Here is a 3,643-nt window from a genome sequence, read left to right as displayed (position 1 = left end):
GGTCTACATCATGCTGCCGTTCATGATCCTGCCACTGGTCGGCACTCTGCGCGCAATCGATCCAATGACGCTTCGCGCGGCAGCGCTTTGCGGCGCCAGCCCGCTCGCCGCCTTTCGCCGCATCCTGTTGCCGCTCTCGCTTCCTGGCATTGCCGCCGGCGGGCTGATGGTCTTCGTCATGTCGCTCGGCTATTTCGTCACGCCGGCGCTGCTCGGCGGCACGTCGAACATGATGCTCGCCGAAATGATCGCGCAGATGATCCAGTCGCTGCTCAACTGGGGCCTCGGCAGCGCCGCAGCCTTCATCCTTCTGGTCGTCACCATGGCGCTCTACGCGCTGCAACTGCGCCTTGTCGGCTCAAAACGAGCCGCGGGAGGCGCCTGATGCTGCTCGACTACGACCGCCTGGGCTGGCTGAAGGTTGCACTGCTGACCTTCACCGCGCTCGTCGCCGCCTTCCTGCTGCTGCCCGTCATCTTCATTGTGCTGCTCTCCTTCGGCTCGTCGCGCTGGCTGGCCTTCCCGCCGCCGGGCTGGACGCTGAAATGGTATCAGGAGCTGTTCGCCGACCCGTCCTGGATCGAGGCGGCGCTGACCAGCGCCCGCATCGCCGCTCTGACGGCCCTGCTTGCCGTCGCCGTCGGCGTGCTTGCCTCCTTCGCGCTGGTTCGCGGTGAGTTCCGTGGGCGCGAGATTCTGCGCGGCCTGCTGCTGACGCCGATGGTGCTGCCGGTCGTTGTCTTCGCCATCGCCATCTACGCCTTCTTCCTGCGCCTTGGCCTCGGCGGCACCACGGTCGGCTTCGTCATTGCCCACACCGTGCTGGCGCTCCCCTTCGCCATCATCCCGATCGCCACGGCGCTCGAAGGCTTCGACAAGTCGATCGAGGACGCGGCCATCGTCTGCGGCGCCAGCCCGCTCCAGGCCAAGCTCAGGATCACCTTGCCGTCGATCCGCATCGGCATTTTCTCCGCCGCGATCTTTTCCTTCCTCGCCTCCTGGGACGAGGTGGTCGTGGCGATCTTCATGGCGAGCCCCACCTTGCAGACCTTGCCGGTCAAGATCTGGGGCAGCCTCCGCTCCGACCTCACCCCCGTCATTGCCGCCGCCTCCAGCCTGCTGGTCGCGCTCACGCTCGCCCTCATGGTGGTGACGGCACTCTTGCGCCGAAAGTTGCAGACATGACCGATCCTTTCCTGTCGATCCGCAAATTGCGCAAGGCTTTCGGCGCCTTCGTCGCCGTTCATGATGTGACGCTGGAGATTCCCAAAGGCGAGTTCCTGACCTTCCTCGGCCCGTCGGGCTCGGGAAAATCGACGACGCTCTATGCGATCGCCGGCTTCCAGGACCCGACCTCCGGCGATGTCCGGTTGCAGGGAAAGTCGCTGCTTGCGGTGCCCTCGCACAAGCGCAACATCGGCATGGTGTTCCAGCGCTACACGCTGTTTCCGCATCTGAGCGTCGCCGAAAACGTCGCCTTTCCGCTTCGCGTCCGCCGCCGGCCCGACCCCGAGGTCAAGCGCAAGGTCGCCGACATGCTCGCCCTGGTGCGGCTCGAAAGTTTCGCCGAACGGCTTCCGGGCGCGCTCTCCGGCGGCCAGCAGCAGCGCGTCGCGCTCGCCCGCGCGCTGGCCTACGATCCGCCCATCCTCCTGATGGACGAGCCGCTCTCCGCGCTCGACAAGAAGCTACGCGAGGAGATCCAGGCGGAGATCCGCCGCATTCACCGCGAGACCGGCGTCACCATCCTCTATGTCACGCACGATCAGGAAGAGGCGCTGCATCTGTCCGACCGGATCGCCCTGTTCAGGGACGGCCGCATCGAGCAGATCGGCACCGGCGAGGACCTCTATCTCAGGCCCGCCACCGACTTCGTCGCCGGCTTCATAGGCAATTCGAACTTTTTGGCCGCCGAGCACCTTGAAACCGTGGGCGGTGCCGCGACCATCCGGCTTGCCGACGGCTCGGTGCTGTCGGGCATAAACGCCAACGGCAGCTTCGATCGCGGACAGAAGGCCAGGCTGATGGTCCGCCCGGAAGCGTTTCATCTGGAAAGAAACTCGAAAAGCGCCGAGCTTGCAGTCGAGATTGTCGATGTCGCCTTCTATGGCGAGCGCCGCCGCATCGTCGCGCGCACAGTCGCCGGGCAGGAGATCGACATCAGGCCGACGTCCTCGGCCATGGCGACGCACAATGCAACGGGAAGCCGGCGGCAGGTCTTTTTCGACCCGGCGGCGGCGTTCCTGTTTCCCGCCTGATCCCTCCGGCCAGCCCTATTCCGCGGCGACGCTCGCGCCGGAGCGATTGGCGCCGCGGATGGGTTGGCACTAATGTCTACAAGCTTTATAGACTTCAGGCCCCGACGAAAGGAACAATCGGCTTTCGGCCGCGCCCCCCGAACAATTTTCCACGACCAGGCCTATTAGCGACAGCAGCTCATAGTCTGCGACTACGCCGGACATCGCCTCGGCCAGCTTCCTTGGCGAGATCGCCGAAATTGGCCTGAAGCCAGGCGATGGCGCCGGCGACATCGGCAATGACATAGCCCGCCGCCGTTGGTCCCTGCGGCTTCACGCGGATCGAGATCCCACCTACGGCATTGACTGTATCGAAGCCGTTTTCGTCCGAGGTATCATCGCCGAGAAACACCGGCCGTCGGCCGGTGAACGGATCGAGCTGCAAGAAGCGCCGGATCGCCGCACCCTTGGCGGCGTCGAGCGGCATCAATTCGACACCGGCATTGCCGGCAATCACGCGATAACCCTTGGGCAGGCGGGTCAGCGCTGCCTCGACCAACTCCGTCGCTCGGGCAAGCAGATGGGGAGCCGCACGAGTGTGGACGGCGAGCACCGGGCCCTTGCGCTCGACATAGACGGCCTGGCTCGCCAGCTCCAGTTCGATCTCGTCGGCGAGCGCCGCCATGTCCGCCGGTTCGTCAGCGGCCTCGACAGGGCCGCCCGGGACAAGTCTGTGCTCCAGCCCATAGAGACCGGCAGTGCGCAGCTTCAGCGGTTCGAACAGTCGGTCGACCGCCGCGACCGAGCGGCCGGTGATGAAAGCAAGCGCGCCGTCCAGCCGGCGCTCGATCGCCTGCAGCAGAAAGCGAAGCTCCTTGCTGACCGACACGGCGTCGGGATGGGCTGCGTGTTCCAGCAAGGTGCCGTCAATATCGAGGAACAACGCCCATCGGCCTTCGGGGAGGCGGGGTGTCAGCTCTGCCTGATAATTCATCGGAGTCCTGCTACCTGTCTGCGTTCGAAGATGGGGACGACATTATCGGCAATCGCTGACCGCTCGGCATTGGCTGTGACGCGGTCGAGCTCGCCACGCTTGCGCAGGCGCGCGGCGTCCAGAAGCATGCTGCCGGCCCAGCGGTAGACATTGTTGTCGCGCACGATCTCGCGCATGCGCCGCATGCGCTCGCGCTGCTCCTCGGCCGACATGGTCAGCGCCTGCAAGAGGGCCCCGCTCATCATCGCCGCGTCGTAAGGGTTGACGATTAGCGCTTCCAGCAATTCGCGCGATGCGCCGGCGAAGGTGCTGAGCAGTAGCACCCCCTGCTCGTCGTCGCGCGCGGCGACGAATTCCTTGGCGACGAGGTTCATGCCGTCATGCAGGCTGGTGACCATGCAGATATCGGCGG

The 3,643-nt window shown here is 65.4% G+C and carries 5 protein-coding genes; 3 read left to right on the top strand and 2 right to left on the bottom strand.

The annotated features are described in order from the left end of the window. The 3 genes from EN745_RS31780 to EN745_RS31770 all read left to right on the top strand — a co-directional run. The coding region (locus EN745_RS31780) for an ABC transporter permease subunit (RefSeq protein WP_127423077.1) at positions 1 to 385 on the top strand (385 nt) is incomplete at its 5' end. Next, a complete protein-coding gene (locus EN745_RS31775) occupies positions 385 to 1,185 on the top strand; it encodes an ABC transporter permease (protein ID WP_127407082.1) in 801 nt (266 codons plus the stop codon). The genes EN745_RS31780 and EN745_RS31775, both read left to right, overlap by 1 nt. Then, positions 1,182 to 2,258, top strand: a complete 1,077-nt coding sequence (locus EN745_RS31770) for an ABC transporter ATP-binding protein (protein WP_127423076.1) — start codon at positions 1,182 to 1,184, stop codon at positions 2,256 to 2,258. The genes EN745_RS31775 and EN745_RS31770 overlap by 4 nt, the downstream gene beginning before the upstream one ends. A gap of 178 nt (positions 2,259 to 2,436) precedes the next feature. Here the strand turns inward: EN745_RS31770 and otsB are convergent, their stop codons facing one another. Together otsB and EN745_RS31760 are read right to left on the bottom strand one after the other, a co-directional pair. Then, entirely contained in the window at positions 2,437 to 3,231 is a 795-nt protein-coding gene (gene otsB / locus EN745_RS31765; RefSeq protein WP_127407694.1) for a trehalose-phosphatase, read from the bottom strand. Further along, the coding region (locus EN745_RS31760) for a trehalose-6-phosphate synthase (RefSeq protein ID WP_145992251.1) at positions 3,228 to 3,643 on the bottom strand (416 nt) is incomplete at its 5' end. The genes EN745_RS31760 and otsB, both read right to left, overlap by 4 nt.

The sequence above is a fragment of the Mesorhizobium sp. M4A.F.Ca.ET.022.05.2.1 genome (assembly GCF_003998845.1).
In the GTDB taxonomy this organism is placed as follows: domain Bacteria; phylum Pseudomonadota; class Alphaproteobacteria; order Rhizobiales; family Rhizobiaceae; genus Mesorhizobium.
The sequence above is the reverse complement of the archived record's forward strand: the minus strand, read 5'-3'. Positions and strand labels throughout refer to the sequence as shown.

Coding starts and splice junctions, on each gene's coding strand:
- EN745_RS31775 (WP_127407082.1), top strand. CDS start 385: ATGCTGCTCGACTACGACCGCCTGGGCTGGCTGAAGGTTGCACTGCTG.
- otsB (WP_127407694.1), bottom strand. CDS start 3,231: ATGAATTATCAGGCAGAGCTGACACCCCGCCTCCCCGAAGGCCGATGG.
- EN745_RS31770 (WP_127423076.1), top strand. CDS start 1,182: ATGACCGATCCTTTCCTGTCGATCCGCAAATTGCGCAAGGCTTTCGGC.